This is a genomic window from uncultured Eudoraea sp. (genome assembly GCF_947258925.1).
Lineage (GTDB): Bacteria > Bacteroidota > Bacteroidia > Flavobacteriales > Flavobacteriaceae > Eudoraea.
In genome coordinates this window covers 22,358-38,311 of record NZ_CAMYKG010000029.1, presented here as the reverse complement: position 1 = coordinate 38,311, position 15,954 = coordinate 22,358, and the positions used below count along the sequence as shown (strand labels likewise).

Below are 15,954 nucleotides of genomic sequence, written 5' to 3'. Positions count from 1 at the left end.
GGGTAGTTCCAAATAATTCTACCGTAATAATTTCCTGAAAGCCTTTACACGGGTCAGCAACAATTTTATCTACAATATATATCCCTACTTCATCTATTAAAAGAGTACTTGGATCGCCATCAGGGTCACCATCATTTAATACCGTATCGCCCGGGTCAATTAAACCATCCAGATTTTCATCTTTATACCAGACGTACGAATCAAAATTGTCCCCGGCATCGAGTAGTAAGTTATCCCCACAAAGCTGAACAGTTCTGCTGTAATCACAACTATCAAGGTCATCCAGTAGGAAGTTTGTAGCACCAGGTGTCACAAACCCGCAATTATCAAAATCAGACACACTGGGATCATCTGTAATCTGTGCACTATTTATTACTCCTTCGTAGGTAGAGTAAGCCTGATTTGCGATCAAATCCGTACATGCATTTACAAAATCAAAACAATTTTCCGCAACTCGCACCCTGAGCCTTATTTCAGAAAGTGGATCGCCCTCTTCTATAAGGTTATCCGGTATGTTAAAAGATATTTCATTGGCTATCGGGTCATATACATAGGTTACTCCGGGAGGTAGTACCAGATCTGATTCTATAACAGTAACATTGACAGGTAAAACATCTCTTAATACATAATTGGTTGCATCATCATTGCCAATATTTTGAAAACCAAGCACATAATCCAATAACTGTCCCAGATTTACACCCAATCCTGTAATATCGTTCCCGGCAATATCCTCAACTGTTTTTTCTACGATAATGTTGGGTTCAATGATCTCAACATTAAAGGAGTTAAAGAAGGGGTAGTACTGATCTCCACTAGAGGTAAATCGAAATGTGGCATCTGTTTCGGCATTAGGGATAACCGAGTTTAAAGGATTATTCAACAAAAATATATCGGTATCATAACCTAAGGTGTTGATGCTGTTTGGCGTTCTGTTGTTTGTAATAGCACCATCAAGCGTAATATTACTGTTAAAGAAGTTATTAGCCGGGTTAACTGCATTACTAATGGTAGTAAATCCGGGGTTACTGGCTGCTCTGATTCGCATTCTGTCACCCGTAATTCTATTATCACCCTCTAATGCGGCAGCTCCTAAGTTTGCCCTTACCGGACCAACAGGAATAGTATTAAACCCACTATAATTGATATCTACAGTAGGGTTAGCGCTTCTTACCCTGGCAAAACCATCAAAAGTTGTAATTAGTTTACCTGATAATGTAGGGTTCTCGTAAACAATAATCAGTGTCCACCCCCCTGCTGCGCCGCCTCCCGGAGAAAGCGATCCAACAACAGATCGTATGTTTGCAACGGTATAATCCCCTGAAGGATCTGCCAAAGGGGTAATTAATGCCGTCACATCTGCATAACAGGCATAAGGGCTATTTTGTGTTACAGAAGGATCACCACTGGTGAATCCATCAAATAAAACTTCATCTGCAACAACATCTACATAAGCCCCTCCAGGTACCATAAGTTTGACCTGGTTAAAATCATTTTGCCTTCCTGTGCCCAGGGCCTGTCCGGCTTGTGCACTGGGATAGGTGGCAGACCAATATAATCCGGCATAACGAATTAAGTTACAGCTGGCTTGCGGAAAATTAAAGGTTGCTCTACTCGAACTAAAAGTAGAGGGATCACTATCCACATCAATATACTGCATATTCAACCAGTCATTGTAGGTTGAAGAGTTACCGGTTGAATTATAAGCATCTTCCGGTTCCGTGTTGCCGGTTCCTCCGTCTCGGTTAACAATATTGTTGGCTATAAAAGTCAGGTCGCCCCTGAGGTTATTTTGATACCTAACTTCAAAATTGTTGAATTCTTGAGAAATACCTATATAGGAAAAAAGTACCATACAGGTAAAAAGAAATTTTCTAGTAAAGGTTGGTTTCATCTAGGTTATTAAGTTTGGTGTGACGCGCATAATCCACATTTTATCATCATATGCGTCATTTAGTTTAGAATAGTAAGATATGAGAGCATTGTTCCAGGATTGGTGCCGTTTTAAATAAACATACCGATAGTTATTTTCGGGGTTTATAAAGTAACTGGCACTAAGGCCCTGGGAGTTTAATAGTTTTACAAACCGATTGGCATTTTTCGGATTTGCAAATACATTGGCTATGATATAGAAACCAGAACCTGCACCATTAAATGACAGGGAGCTGGTCTTTGGTTCATTGGCATTTACTTTATCCTTCACCACTACATTCTTTTGAAGGATATTGGATTCATATTTAGAGGATTTTTCCCGTATTTTGTTGGTGTTTGTTGCATATGCTTCATTGGTGTAGCGGTTGTCAACATTCATCACCCATATTTCACCGTTATAGGTTCCGTTTATTCCGGATTTATGAGCAGCCAAAGCTTCTTTCCAGGTGTCGTACCTCTTCAGGTATACATACTTTAAGCCATTTTTAGGATTATCAATATAATCTGCATCTAAGCCCTGATCATTCAGATTGTCTATAAATTTATTCAGGTAATGTTCGCCTTTGTAAACGTTAGCAACGATATAATACCCATTCTCAACACCTTCCAGGTCTCTGAACTTCTGACCTTTAACATTGTTGCGCTTGGCTTCCTGAATAAAGCGGTCTGCCTGGGTTTTCTTTTTAACTATAGTCTTGTACTCATTAGGTTTTGGCTTTTCAACATTTTCAACCAAGGCGGTCTTATCGTTATTGATGTAGTACATCTCCCTGGCCTTTTCTTCCAGGTCAGGTCGCTCACCATTAGTTTCGTTTCGAACCATACGCATAATCCGTTCAAATCTTTTTTCCAGATCTTTTTCACGATTAGTCTCCATGGAGTCTTGCCTAAACATAAGTTCAGCAAGAATGGCATCATTCTCAGCCAGTCGGCGCTTGAGCTCTGTAATTTCCTCTTCTTCTGAGGTCAGAGCCTCTTCTATCGTCTCTTGTTCTTCTTCTACACTGGCAACAACCTCTTCATTTTCCTCCAGCATTACCCTATCTTCAGTTAGGTTAGGTGTAAAGGAATAAGCAAAGGATATTTCGTGTGTAATACCAAAGTTGTCAAAGCTATTGGACAGGCCTTTTTCCATAGTATATCCAAGTGACAGCCTTTTGCCCAGGTTAAAGCCTATACCGGCTGAAGCACCATAAAAGGTATCGTAGCCTGCCTGTAACCAACCCAGTTTGGGCAGGTCGAAAATAAGATTACCACCTAAAACAATATCCTCCTCACCAACTTTCCTGGCTCTAGCCAAAGGCATTATTCTTGAATTTTCCAATACCCCTGATGAATTTTCCAATTCGAAGGTATACTGTAAATGGCCAGAGAAGGTCTTGTCCTTAAAGTCGGTAACGGACTGATTTGATTTTAAGTTATAATCAAAGAGGTTTTCGGCAAACAGACCAAAATCAAATTGATTGTAAGAGATGTTAAAACCAGGTTGGAATGAAAGCAACGAACTGTCCTGGAAACCACTCAATAATGGATCTATTTCAATTGGGTTTGCCCTGTTTAGGTCTAAACCGCTATTGTAATAGGAAACATTAGCGCCAAAAGTGAAATTACTTTTGTCACTTAGTTTAATTCCATAAGCAAAATTTGCTAATACCCCATAATTACTAACAATACCTTCACGTTGGGTATATAAACTCAAACCCAATCCTGATCTGTCATTAATCCTACCGCTATAACTCAAGAAATACAACTGGTTATTATCATCAAAAGATACCGATTGGTTTCTGTGTAAAAGGTTAATATATGACAGGTCTTCACGAACAGTTGAGAACGTAGGGTTTATAAGAAACCTATTGAACTTTAAAAGGTTCTGTGATGGTACATCATAGGAGATAAACGGATTATCTTCCTGCGCCCCTACTTTCGTAAGTGCCATGATGAACAACAACAGGTATGCTAGTTTTAGTTTCATTTTAAAGCTTAGCGAATAATGGTTATTGTGCCTTGTTTTAGCACTTCATTGGCATCCTTGATCTTATAGAAAAAGACCATGTTTTGTTTAGGGAATGACATTGAAGATTCAGGCCAGTTATTTTGGTAATTATTTTGGTTTAATACTTCTTTACCTGAACTATTAAAAATGACAACATTAACATCCGGCTTATTGGAATAGGAGTTTGGGATTATCCACAAATCATTTATTCCATCACCATTAATAGTTATAACGTTAGGTATTTTAAAGTTGTCGAGGTATTCCACCGTCAGGTTTCTGTTTACCTCACAATTTCCGATAGTAGCAACAATTGCATAAGAGCCTTCTTCCGTAAAGGTTATTGATGAACTATTACCTATTTCTACATTGTTTGAATCATACCACCTGTATGAATCACCTCCGCTAGCAGTAACCGTTCTTGAGGCTCCTTCAGGAAAAACTATGGTACCGGAAGGGTTAAGTGTTATTAGATCGGGATCCAGGCCGGTTATGACTAACTCATTAGAAGGAAGGGGACAACCATTTCTATCTAATACCAATTGGTATGTTCCTGGTTCCGTCGCTATTAGCGCTTCATCTGTACTATTTACAATTGTGCCATCTCTATACCAATCAAAGGATTCACCAACCAAACCGGTTGTAGTACTTATTGTGATAGGCTCAGAAGGACCGCAACTAACAAGCCCGGTACTGGTAATAGTAAGCGTCTCATTCACTAAGAGTTGAACGTCTAAGGAATTTGAGGTATCGTTATATGTTGTTATCGTACCGTCTACTTCGTAGTTTCCATTTTCGGAAATATCCGTTAAACTTATGCTGGATGAGGTTTCACCACTTATCGGAGTACCATCTTTTTTCCATTGGTAGGTAAACCCTGTAATAAGGGAAGCCGTTACATCAGTAACCCCACCACCTGAATCTATAGCGTTAATTGTTGCAACATCAAGCACAATACTGCTATTTACACAAGCTGAATAGGTAGATGCATAATCAATTATAATCTCAAAGGAAGCGGGTGTAACTACTGTCGTAGCATCCGAATCTATAGAGGTTGAAGAACAAGGTCCTCCGCTTAGGGAAACTCTGGCAAAATATGATCCGGTCTCCGTTTCACTAACCGTAAGACTATTACTTGTGGCACCTGCTACAGGGTTGCCATCACGAAACCATTGATATGTTGGAGACGAAGCATCTGTAGTTACACTAAGTGTTGTATTTTGTCCCGGAAGAACTACTACACTGGCAGGATTATCCCTGGTTACCGTAAAGTTCCCGGCATTGGTAATTGTCACGGCCGCAGATCTTTCCACGCAGGCACCAGGACCAAAAATTTCAACCTGGTAATCTCCCTCAAATCCGGGAACTGAGGCATCTACCGTATATATATAGTTATCTGTTGAAGGAATGGCGGTACCATCCTTATACCATGTATAGGTTAAGGCAGGATTATTAATGTTGGCTTCAAGGTTTTCTGTTTCACCTGAGCATAAATCTGTTTTAGAAGGTGGGTTTATTGCTATACCCAGGCTGGCTCCAGTGGTAACATCAATAATATTGGATAAGGTATTTCCTGATCCGGAACAAGCACCATAATCAATTTCCACATTGTACATTCCGGCCTGAGTAACTGTTATGGATTCAGTTTTATCAGCTAAAGGAGTACCGCTTCTGTACCAGTTATATTGATATGTACCGGCATTTGGAAGATTATAAACTTCCAGGGTTATAGAATTACCATTACATACTTCGGCAGTACCATCTCCAAAATCAGCATTACCTTGTTGTCTTATGGTAAGGCCTGAATTTACGTCGATATAGTACATGGCATAAGCAGGAGACTCAGCGCCTATGACGGCAGGGCTTGTACTTCTAACCCTCAATTTATAGTCTTCCCCTCTGGTATCAGTAGGCAGGGAAAATTGAAAATAGAAGTCAAAAATTACATTTTTCGTGGCATCGCGGGCAAGTTCAACAGGGCTGGCGAAACTTCCATTGCTATCTGAGAGTTCAAGAATGAACTCATTGTCGCCATTAACCAAAGGAGGGCTCCATGTAAAATTAACCCAGTAATCATTAAAAGAACCGGAAGCGCAGGCTTTATCCCACGGAGAACTTCCGGGTGGTGGCGTCTGGTTAGGTGCTGCAACAGGGGCATTTAATACCTGTGCACTGAGTTGCATGGATCCTAACAGCAGTATGGTCAAAAAAAGATACTTGATTTTTAAGGATAATTTTGCTCTCATAAGTAGTGTAGTTTTGGGGGAACTACAGTTTAACCTTGTACTGGATTTGGGTTTCGGTAAACCGTATGGGCTGTTCGTTATTTTTTCGTTTTACATGCTATGCATAAGCTTTAATCGATTTTACCAGTATATGTAACAACAAATATGGACTTTAATTACCTGCTGGTGAATTTAATGTTGTAGCACCGATTAAAAATGTTGTGAAATCGGGTTATTGTATGGTGAGACCATTTTATAGAGGGTTCTACCCTCATTTTTCCTACATTTGTGCTTCAAATTTAAATTTATGAGTGAATCACCTAAATCACTTAATTTTATAGAACATATAGTTGAGGAAGATCTGGCTAAAGGGTTTCCTGCTAAGGCCTTAAGATTTCGGTTTCCTCCGGAGCCAAACGGTTACCTTCATATAGGCCATGCGAGCTCTATTTGCCTTAATTTTGGGCTTGGCCTCAAGTATAATGCCCCTGTAAACCTCAGGTTTGATGATACCAACCCCATTAAAGAGGAGCAAGAGTTTGTGGATGCTATCAAGCGGGATGTTGAATGGTTGGGCTATGAATGGGATACCGAATGTTATGCTTCGGATTATTTTCAGACCTTATACGAATGGGCGGTAGAACTTATAAAACAAGGCAAAGCCTATGTAGACAGCCAGTCTTCTGAAGAAATGGCAAAACAAAAAGGAACGCCTACGGAACCTGGCGTTAACAGCCCTTATAGAAATAGAACTGTCGCGGAAAACCTGGATTTATTTAAGGGTATGAAGGAGGGCCTTTTCGACGAAGGAACCCACGTACTTAGGGCAAAAATAGACATGTCCTCATCCAATATGCTAATGCGCGATCCTATTATGTATCGCATTCTAAAACGGGCACATCACAGAACAAATACCGATTGGTGTATTTATCCTATGTATGACTGGACACACGGGGAGAGTGATTATATTGAACAGGTTACCCACTCGTTATGCACCCTGGAGTTTGCACCCCACAGGGAATTGTACGATTGGTTTTTAGATAATATAATAGACCCAAACAAAATAAGGCCTAAGCAACGGGAGTTTGCGCGACGAAATTTAAGTCATACCGTTGTAAGTAAACGTAAGTTGCTGCAATTAGTTGAGAAAGGGATTGTAAATGGTTGGGATGATCCTCGAATGCCTACTATATCCGGACTGAGGCGAAGGGGGTATACTCCTGAATCTATCCGGAGTTTTGCAGATACCATTGGAATTGCCAAACGTGAAAATGTAGTTGATGTATCACTCCTGGAATTTCATATTCGGGAACACCTCAATAAAATTGCACCCCGGGTCATGGGGGTACTTAACCCTTTAAAATTGGTAATTACCAATTATCCTGAAGGGCAGGAAGAATGGCTCAGATCTGAAAATAATCCTGAAGACGAATCAGCAGGATTTCGTGATATTCCTTTTAGCAGGGAATTATATATTGAAAAGGAAGATTTTAGAGAAGAAGCAAATAGAAAATATTTCAGGCTAAAACTTGGGGGAGAAGTACGCCTAAAGAACGGCTATATTATAAAAGCAGAGAGCTGTACAAAAGATACCGAAGGGAATATTATAGAAGTACAATGTACTTACGACCCTAAAAGTAAAAGCGGAAGTGGAACAGAAGAAAGTCTGCGGAAGGTGAAGGGCACTTTACACTGGGTGTCCATAAAACATGCTTTAGCGGTTGAAGTCAGATTGTACGATCGTCTTTTTACAGATGAAACTCCAGATGGACATAAGGATAAAGATTTTCTTGAATTTGTAAACCCAAACTCCTTAAGGGTTGTTACGGGCTATGTGGAGCCCAGCTTAAAAAATGCAAAGATCAACGATCGCTTTCAATTTCAAAGAATGGGCTATTTTAATGTAGACCAGGATTCTACTCCCGAAAAAATGATCTTCAACAGAACAGTTACGCTAAGGGACACCTGGGCAAAACTTCAGAAGAAAAACTAACATAGAGAACTTCTATCTGATATAATATTACGATTGGTATTATTTATATAGATTAGCTATATATAGCTTGTTTAAGGGCTGAAAAGCACATGGGCAGGGTCTGAGTATGCGGTGCTTTATAATGTTCCTTTATAGCGTTCCGGAGAAGGTTTTAGGTTTAATAGGTGGGTAAAGAGTCCAAATAACACTTAGTACCCATCGCAAACAAAAAGCTCCTGCCAAATTTTACGCGGACAGGAGGTTTTAGATGTTTAACAGATCAATTTTAATTATTCCTTGGGTTTTTGCTTTTTCATGGATTCGCCAATCATATTACTGGCTGTAAATGAAGCTACCATATTATTTAGCATATCACTTCCGGCCTGAGGTGAATTAGGTAGTAAGATTAAATTGGTATTTGTTTCCTCACCTATAGATTGCAGTGTGTCATAATGTTGAGTAACCACAATTAGCGCTGAAGCTTCCTGGGAATTTATCCCCACTTTATTCAGCACTTCAACGGACTCTTCCAATCCCCGTGCGATTTCTCGTCTTTGATCTGCAATTCCCTGGCCTTGCAAACGCTTACTCTCGGCTTCGGCCTTTGCTTTTTCGACGATCAGGATCCGGGCTGCATCACCTTCAAACTGCGCTGCTATTTTTTCACGTTCCGAGGCATTAATCCTGTTCATGGCAGCTTTTACCTGAGCATCAGGGTCAATATCCGTAACCAGGGTTTTGATAATGTCATAGCCGTAATCCAGCATAGCATCCTGCAGCTCTGACTTAACCGCTATAGCAATATCATCTTTTTTAACGAAGACGTCGTCCAATTTCATTTTTGGAACTTCGGCACGAACAACATCAAAAACATATGAGGTAATTTGATCATGCGGATATTCCAACTTGTAGAAGGCCTCATATACTTTTTCTTTTATAACCACATACTGAACGGAAACCTTAAGCTTAACGAAAACATCGTCCAATGTCTTGGTTTCTACAATCACATCCAGTTGCTGAATCTTAAGACCCAACTTAGCGGCAATACGATCAACCAATGGAATTTTTAGTTGTAATCCGGAATTCCTAACGCTATGAAATCTGCCAAACCGTTCGATAACAACCGCGGTTTGTTGTTTGACAATGAAAAAAGAAGCCAGGAGAATGAAAAAACCTATAACAATAATAGGGATAAGAAGGAAATTACCCATGTAATTTATATTAAGTTAGTGAATATTATTTGAGAGATGTATTAGATATGTCGTAATAATTTATGATTTGTTACAATTTATTTAATGCAAGCCTAATTCTTTTAATACTTTCCTCCTGCCCTATCATAGCCATTATATCAAATAAGTGAGGCCCTTTTAAATCTCCTACCATGACTAACCTTAAAGGAGCCATAACTTGCCCGAAAGATAAACCTTCCTTACCAATCCAGTTTTTAACAACTTCTTCGACATCAGGCGAAGAAAAATCCTGGACGGCTTCCAACAGCGGAATCAGTTTATTCAAAATTGCCGGGGTGCTATCTTTCCATTGTTTTTTAACTGCCCTTTCATTATAAGAATTGGGTGTCTGAAAGAAATAATGGGATAATTCCCAAAATTCATGCACAAACGAGGCGCGCTCTTTTATAAAAGAAATGACCTTTGCTATATATTCATCATCATTAGTACGGGCATGGTCAAATGATTCCTCTGCGCTTAGCTTTTCAAAAAGAATATCCTTGAAAGAATGGAGTAAAATGGAATCTTCCTGCTCCTGTAAATAATGGTGATTATACCATTTAGTTTTTTCAGGGTCGAAACGAGCCCCTGATTTGTGGACCTTCTTAAGATCAAAGTTCTCTATGAGTTCATCCAACTTAAAAAATTCCTGTTCTGTACCGGGATTCCACCCTAATAAAGCGAGGAAATTTACAACAGCTTCAGGAAAATAACCAGCCTCTTTATAGCCTAAAGATTCGCCCCATGATAACGGAAATATGGGAAACCCTCCTTTTTCACCATCCCGCTTGCTCAGTTTACCTTTTCCTTCGGGTTTCATAATCAACGGTAAATGCGCAAATTTTGGTGCCTGCCACCCAAAAGCTTCGTATAATAATACATGTAAAGCCAATGAAGGCAACCATTCTTCCCCTCGGATAACATGACTTATCTCCATAAGATGATCATCAACTATATTAGCCAGGTGGTAGGTAGGCATACCATCACTTTTAAACAGCACCTTATCATCCAAAGTGTTTGTATCAATTTGAATATCCCCCCTGATAATATCAGTTATAAGCAATACTTCATCCTGCGGGCTATAAAAGCGAACGACAAAATTTTCCTTATTATCTAATCTCCTTTGTAGTTCTTCGGGGGAGAGCGATAATGAATTATCCAGCTTCAGGCGGTTATGCCAGTTATAAATAAAGGTCTTACCTTTTTTTTCGTGTTCCTTCCTGTGAGCATTAAGGCTTTCAGGAGAATCAAAGGCATAATAGGCTTTTCCACTGGAAATGAGTAGATCGGCGTATTTTTTATATAATGATTTGCGTTCACTTTGCCTGAAAGGGCCATGTTCAGATTCTTTCCCCGGCCCTTCATCAAAGTATAAACCACACCAGTTTAAGGAATTGATAATGTAATCTTCTGCACCCTGGACATAGCGATTTTGATCAGTATCTTCAATTCTTAGTATGAAATCGCCCTTATTCTTTTTTGCGAAGAGATAGTTATACAAGGCTGTTCTAATCCCACCGATGTGAAGTGGGCCTGTTGGGCTTGGCGCAAACCGGACACGTACTTTGTTGCTCATTATAAATAGCGTTAAACCACAAAGATAAGTGTTAAAAAAGCACTAGAAAATAAATTATGCGGCAGCCTTTTTCATTTCTTCCGGTATTCTTGGATTCATGATACTAAACCACAATGGGGGAACCAAAGAAATGACCATTGACGTAGGATATCCAAAAGGCATCTGGGGCGATATATCATAGCAATTTAATACCTGATATTTTTTGGAAGATTTGTAGTGATGGTCGCTATGCCGGGTTAATTCATAAAGAATAATACGCCCCATAACATGATTGCTATTCCAGGAATGAATCTCACTGACGCGTTCATATCTGCCTGAAGGTAATTTTTTTCGAATTAAACCATAGTGTTCGATGTAATTTACCGTTTCAAGAAGCAAAAAGCCAACCAAGGCTGCTGCAATGGCAAAGACTAAAACTTCAAATCCAAAAAAGAAATATATCAGTACTAAGTAACCCAATTGTAACAAGCTGAACCATAACATATCATTTTGTAAGGAAAAAAATCCTTTAGCTTCGGACTTTAGCAAGTTTCGTTGAATAACCCAGGCATTAGCATATTGACGGAAAACCGAGGTTACCCAAAATGAATATACCGATTGGTTATATCTGGCCGTTGCAGGATCTTCCTTAGTAGCCGCATGAAGATGATGCCCATAGTTATGTTCTATAAAAAAATGCATATACAAGGAAGGGAGTAATAATAATTTACCGAGAAAACGTTCATAACCCACTTGCCTGTGTCCTAGTTCATGGGCCACATTTATACCATTCGTTCCCAAAACAATGCCTAAGGAAAAGATGATACCTGCCAACTCAAAAGTTTCGAATGTGTTCCGTGAGAGTGTAATCAGGGTATAGATCAATATTCCGAAAACAAGAGGAATATTTAAATAGAGCAACCAGTCAAACAGCTTCTTTTTTTGTCGATTCACTTTAACCTCACCTTCGAAATTCGATTCATCTATAGGAAGGAGTAACTCCAGGACAGGAATGAATATAAAAGCATATACAGGGGTAATAAAACTCCAATAACCCGCTAGGTTTATTCCAATATAAGCGGAGAGGGGAATAGTAAATGCCGCGAGGTACTTTAAATCTTTCATTAGCTGCTTTTTAACAAATATTTGAGGTAAAAATATAGTTTAACAGGTATCTTGGTATTAAATATAGTAGAATTTGAACAGTTATAATAACATATTGGATAAACTGAACCAGTTTAGCCGAAAGTATTACACCAAATTATTACTTAAAGGGACTTTGTTATTTGTGGCATTAGGCGCCCTTTACTTTATTGTAATATTGGGCGTAGAATATTTTTTATGGCTTAATTCAAATGGTCGATTTGTGCTGTTTTTGATGTTTTTGTTTGTAGAGGTATTTTTACTTTATTACTACATAGCAATCCCTATAACCTATCTTTTAAAATTAAAAAAAGGAATAAGTAATAAGGAAGCTTCCATATTGATTGGCAAGCATTTTAGCGGTATAGGCGATAAATTGTATAATCTGCTCGATTTGGCGGAAGATGAGAATAAATCCGAACTTTTGTTGGCAAGTATTCAGCAACGTTCAGACAATTTAAAACTGGTTCCTTTCACCAGAGCTATAAGTTTTAAGGACACCTTTAGATATCTTAAATATGCAGTGGTTCCTCTGGCGCTTGTACTACTCTTATGGGTTTCAGGTAATTTTAGTTCGTTTTTTAGTTCATATGAAAGAGTGGTAAATTATGATATGGCATATGAACCACCTGCCCCTTTCGTCTTTGAATTACTATCAGGGGACCTTAAAGTTTTGGAGAACGAAAGCCTGACAATTAAAGTGGCAACCAAAGGAGAGCTGCAACCTACGGATGTTTATATAGTGGTAAATGAGAAAGAAATTTTACTTCAAAAAATCGGACAGGTATATGAATATACGTTCGGTGCTCCATTGAATTCCACTGAATTCTTTTTTAGGGCGAATGACGTAGTATCCCGGAATTATTTACTGGAGGCACTGAAAGTACCTGCAATTCAGAACTTTGAAATCAAATTGGATTATCCTGATTATACTAAAAGACCTTCAGATATCCTGAAGAGTACCGGAAATGCGGTCTTCCCGGAAGGAACCTCAGTAAGCTGGAAAATAAGTGGTCTTAATACAGACAGAATTGTAATGGTAAGTAAAGATTCTTTGATTGAACTGGAGAAGGATGGCGATATGTTTTCTGCTCAAAGGATTATTTATAATGAGTTTTACTATAAACTGTCAACTTCAAACGAGAATGTGAATAATTATGAGAAGCTCGATTATCATTTTAAAGTGATTAAGGATGCATACCCTTCAATTAAAGTAAAAATGATAAAAGATTCTTTAAGCCCTAATGTGGCCTTTTTTGAGGGTGAAGCTACTGATGATTATGAACTAAAGTCCATTAAGCTTATATGTTATGAAGAAAATAATAAAGAAAACAAACAAATTGTCACCCTTTTAAATCCAAACAGCAATTTCAGTGAGTTTTATTATACATTTCCAAGCGGCCTGGTCCTGGAAGAGGGAAAGGCATATACCTATTATTTTGAAGCAGGGGATAATGATGGAATTCACAATAGTAAAACTGCGAGAACTCAGGAATTTACGACGAGGATACTTGATAATAATCAGTTGAAAAAGAAGGAGTTAGAGGCACAACAATCCATTATTAAAGGGATGGATAGTAATCTGGATAAGTTAAAAGAACAGGAGCAAACTTTAAAGGAACTAAATAGGGATCAGAAAGAAAAAAATACACTAAATTTTAATGATCAGGTGCGGATTAAGGAGTTCCTGAGAAAACAACAGAACCAGGAGCAATTAATGCAAAAGTTCAGTAAGGAGTTAAAGGAAAATCTACAGAAAGAGGATAAGGATGATGAATTAAATAAAATGCTCAAAGAGCGGCTGGAAAGACAGGAAAAGGAGGCTAAGAAGAATGAAAGACTATTGGACGAGTTGAATAAAGTAGCAGATAAGATAGATAAACAGGAGTTATCAAAGCGACTGGAGGAATTGGGCAAGAAGCAGAAAAATAGTCAGAGAAATTTAGAACAATTGTTGGAATTAACAAAGCGCTACTATGTAACTGAAAAAGCTGCGCAGCTTTCAAAGGATCTGGAAAAATTGGCAAAGGATCAGGAAATCCTGTCTGAAAAAGAGGTAGACGCTGAGGCACCCAAATCCCAGGAAAGAATGAACAAACAGTTTGATGAGTTGGCCAAGGAGTTGGAGGAGCTGGCAAAGGATAATCGCGAATTAAAGAAACCACTTTCTTTAGACATAGATAAAAGCAAAGAAACGCTTGTTAAAAATGATCAGAAGGAAGCTTTAGAGCAATTGGAAAAAGAGAATAGTACAAAAGAATCAGATAATAATAATAATCAGAAAGCTTCATCAAAGGCAAAACAAAAGCAAAAGGCGGCCGCTGAGAAAATACAGGAAATGAGTGAATCTTTAAGGTCATCCAGTTCAGGAGCGTCTGAATCGACCATTACAGAGGATGCGGAAATGTTGCGACAAATTCTGGATAATTTGATTACTTTTTCTTTTAAACAGGAAAATTTATTTGATCAGTTGGAAAATTCGGATTATGAAATGGCTGATTACTCCGGCAGTGTCAGGAAACAAAAGGAATTAAGAGGTTTATTTGAACATATTGATGATAGTTTATTTGCCCTTTCACTTCGAAGAGCGGAGTTGTCTGAGTTGGTAAATGAGCAGATTACGGAAGTATACTACAATATTGATAAGGCGCTTGAAAGTCTTGCTGATAGTAAAATTTATCAGGGAGCGGCGTATGAACAATATGTGATTAATGCTTCAAACAGATTAGCGGACTTTTTGGCAAATTTATTGGATAATATGCAAGAAAGTCTGAAACCTGGTGCGGGGTCAGGAAATCCTGAAGATGGTTTTCAGTTACCGGATATTATTAAGGCCCAGGGAGAATTAAAGGATAAAATGGGGGAAAAGGGAAAGAGTGGTAAGGAAGGGAAAGAAGGAGAGGATGGAAAAGGCGATAAAAAGGGAGAAAAGGGCCAAAAAGGGACAGAAGGCGATTCAAATGAAGGTGAAGACGGCACTAAGGGAGAAGGAAAGGAAAATGGAGAGAACACTGGTAACACAACCCCGGGAGATGGCAAAGATGGCCAGGAATCAGGATTAGGAATGAGTGAAGAAGAGTTAAAGGAAATTTATGAAATATATAAGGAACAGGAATATCTAAAACAAGAACTGGAGAAACAGCTGGAGGACATGATGCAGGAGAGCGATAAAAGGCTGGCGAAAAAGCTTATAAAGCAGATGGAAGATTTTGAAAATGACCTTTTGGAGAATGGAATTACAGAAAGAACCAGAAATAAAATGAATTTCATTGAACATCAATTGTTAAAACTTGAAAACGCAGCACTGCGGCAGGGTAAAAAGGATGAAAGAGAGAGTAATACAAATACCAGGCAATTTCAGAATCCGATACTTGCTAAACCTGAATTTCTGATCAATAAGACCAGGGAAGATGAAATTTTAAATAGGCAAGCTTTACCTTTGCAGCAAAATTATCAGGAAAGGGTAAGAACCTACTTCAGAAATAATGATTAGTTTTTTTTATAATATTGATTTTAAGCTTGAAGATGAATCAAAATATACCGAATGGATTATTAATATATTCAAAAGCGAAAAGCAGAAACCGGAGGATTTGAGTTATGTTTTCTGCTCTGATGATTTTCTACACAGGATTAATCAGGATTATTTAAATCATAATACCTATACCGATATTATAACTTTTGATTATTCTGAAGGAAAAGGTATAAAAGGTGAAATCTATATTTCAATAGATCGGATTAAGGATAATGCTAAAACTTATGGTGTAGAATTTAGTCAGGAATTAAGACGAGTTATGGCTCATGGTATTTTACACTTGCTGGGATATAGCGACAAGACAGCTCGGGAAAAAGAATTTATGAGAGGATTGGAAAATGAAAAGATGAATTTGTTCCACGTGAAACATTGTTAGAAA

Annotated in this window: 8 protein-coding genes and 1 pseudogene; 3 read left to right on the top strand and 6 right to left on the bottom strand. The window is 38.4% G+C overall.

What is annotated here, in order from left to right; all coding sequences use genetic code 11:
- The 3 genes and pseudogenes from Q0X77_RS11170 to Q0X77_RS11160 all read right to left on the bottom strand — a co-directional run.
- A pseudogene (locus tag Q0X77_RS11170) lies at nt 1–1,891 on the bottom strand (hypothetical protein); the annotation flags it as partial.
- Complete coding sequence (locus Q0X77_RS11165; RefSeq protein ID WP_297797344.1) at nt 1,892–3,901, bottom strand: type IX secretion system membrane protein PorP/SprF; 2,010 nt, start codon at nt 3,899–3,901, stop codon at nt 1,892–1,894.
- A gap of 8 nt (nt 3,902–3,909) precedes the next feature.
- Nucleotides 3,910–6,165, bottom strand: a complete 2,256-nt coding sequence (locus tag Q0X77_RS11160; RefSeq protein WP_297797342.1) for a gliding motility-associated C-terminal domain-containing protein — start codon at nt 6,163–6,165, stop codon at nt 3,910–3,912.
- A 286-nt stretch (nt 6,166–6,451) separates the two neighbouring features.
- Between Q0X77_RS11160 and Q0X77_RS11155 the strand changes: the two genes are divergently transcribed.
- Nucleotides 6,452–8,137: a glutamine--tRNA ligase/YqeY domain fusion protein gene (locus tag Q0X77_RS11155; RefSeq protein WP_297797341.1), complete on the top strand. Its 1,686-nt coding sequence runs from the start codon at nt 6,452–6,454 to the stop codon at nt 8,135–8,137.
- Nucleotides 8,138–8,406: 269 nt separating this feature from the next.
- Here the strand turns inward: Q0X77_RS11155 and Q0X77_RS11150 are convergent, their stop codons facing one another.
- The 3 genes from Q0X77_RS11150 to Q0X77_RS11140 all read right to left on the bottom strand — a co-directional run bounded on the left by Q0X77_RS11150 (nt 8,407) and on the right by Q0X77_RS11140 (nt 12,025).
- The gene (locus tag Q0X77_RS11150; RefSeq protein ID WP_297797338.1) at nt 8,407–9,327 is read right to left on the bottom strand and encodes an SPFH domain-containing protein; all 921 of its coding nucleotides are present in this window, start codon (nt 9,325–9,327) and stop codon (nt 8,407–8,409) included.
- 70 nt (nt 9,328–9,397) lie between these two features.
- Nucleotides 9,398–10,921 carry a glutamate--tRNA ligase gene (gene gltX / locus Q0X77_RS11145; RefSeq protein WP_297797336.1) on the bottom strand — a complete coding sequence of 508 codons (1,524 nt, stop codon included), beginning with the start codon at nt 10,919–10,921 and terminating at the stop codon, nt 9,398–9,400.
- A 54-nt stretch (nt 10,922–10,975) separates the two neighbouring features.
- A complete protein-coding gene (locus Q0X77_RS11140) occupies nt 10,976–12,025 on the bottom strand; it encodes an alkane 1-monooxygenase (RefSeq protein WP_297797334.1) in 1,050 nt (349 codons plus the stop codon).
- A 73-nt stretch (nt 12,026–12,098) separates the two neighbouring features.
- On the opposite strand from Q0X77_RS11140, the gene Q0X77_RS11135 reads away from it, so the two are divergent.
- Nucleotides 12,099–15,536, top strand: a complete 3,438-nt coding sequence (locus Q0X77_RS11135) for a hypothetical protein (protein ID WP_297797332.1) — start codon at nt 12,099–12,101, stop codon at nt 15,534–15,536.
- Nucleotides 15,529–15,951: an rRNA maturation RNase YbeY gene (ybeY, locus tag Q0X77_RS11130; RefSeq protein ID WP_297797330.1), complete on the top strand. Its 423-nt coding sequence runs from the start codon at nt 15,529–15,531 to the stop codon at nt 15,949–15,951. The genes Q0X77_RS11135 and ybeY overlap by 8 nt, the downstream gene beginning before the upstream one ends.
- Nucleotides 15,952–15,954: the final 3 nt, after the last annotated feature.

Excerpts from the sequence above, each read along its gene's own strand:
- Q0X77_RS11150 (WP_297797338.1), bottom strand. The coding sequence starts at position 9,327 with ATGGGTAATTTCCTTCTTATCCCTATTATTGTTATAGGTTTTTTCATT.
- Q0X77_RS11160 (WP_297797342.1), bottom strand. The coding sequence starts at position 6,165 with ATGAGAGCAAAATTATCCTTAAAAATCAAGTATCTTTTTTTGACCATA.
- Q0X77_RS11165 (WP_297797344.1), bottom strand. The coding sequence starts at position 3,901 with ATGAAACTAAAACTAGCATACCTGTTGTTGTTCATCATGGCACTTACG.
- Q0X77_RS11155 (WP_297797341.1), top strand. The coding sequence starts at position 6,452 with ATGAGTGAATCACCTAAATCACTTAATTTTATAGAACATATAGTTGAG.
- Q0X77_RS11140 (WP_297797334.1), bottom strand. The coding sequence starts at position 12,025 with ATGAAAGATTTAAAGTACCTCGCGGCATTTACTATTCCCCTCTCCGCT.
- gltX (WP_297797336.1), bottom strand. The coding sequence starts at position 10,921 with ATGAGCAACAAAGTACGTGTCCGGTTTGCGCCAAGCCCAACAGGCCCA.
- ybeY (WP_297797330.1), top strand. The coding sequence starts at position 15,529 with ATGATTAGTTTTTTTTATAATATTGATTTTAAGCTTGAAGATGAATCA.